Annotated in this window: 1 protein-coding gene; it reads left to right on the top strand. The window is 33.6% G+C overall.

The genetic code is table 11. From position 1 onward, the window contains the following. Positions 1–91: 91 nt before the first annotated feature. Positions 92–645: IS607 family transposase (locus tag DBU79_RS07730; RefSeq protein ID WP_154412053.1), on the top strand; the 554-nt coding region annotated here is incomplete at its 3' end.

The following is a 645-nucleotide window of genomic DNA, read 5'->3' as shown; positions in this document are numbered from 1 at the left end:
AGGGCTACAAACAGCAACTAAAATCCTATAACAATCCATAAAACACTATAATTTTTGTATAGGTTATTAAGTTTTGTGTTATACTGCTCGCATGAATAAAAGAATGCTATCCATCGGTCAAGCGAGTAAGCTTTTAGGTGTAACTATCCAAACCTTACGCAATTGGGATAAAAAAGATTTGTTAAAACCTGATGAACTCACTAAAGGCGGTGAAAGGCGTTATAAGTTAGAAAGTTTAAGGCGTATCAATAGAAGCGTAGTCTTTAATCAAGATGAATTAAAAACAATAGCTTATGCTAGAGTAAGCTCGCATGACCAACAAGATGACTTAATCAGACAAGTTCAAGTTTTAGAGCTTTATTGCGCTAAATGCGGCTTTAACTATGAAGTGATACAAGATTTAGGGAGTGGCATGAATTACTATAAAAAAGGCTTAACCAAGCTTTTAAATTTAATCTTAGACAATCAAGTCAAACGCCTTGTATTAACGCATAAAGACAGATTATTACGCTTTAGAGCTGAATTGGTATTCAGCATTTGTGAAGCTAAAGAAGTAGAAGTGATTATCATCAATAAGGGCGATGAGAATGTGAGATTTGAAGAAGAATTAGCCAAAGATGTTTTAGAAATTATAACCGTCTTTAG

Origin of the sequence: Helicobacter pylori (assembly GCF_009689985.1) — a bacterium.
In the GTDB taxonomy this organism is placed as follows: Bacteria; Campylobacterota; Campylobacteria; order Campylobacterales; family Helicobacteraceae; genus Helicobacter; species Helicobacter pylori_CG.
This window is presented reverse-complemented; position numbering and strand designations above follow the sequence as displayed.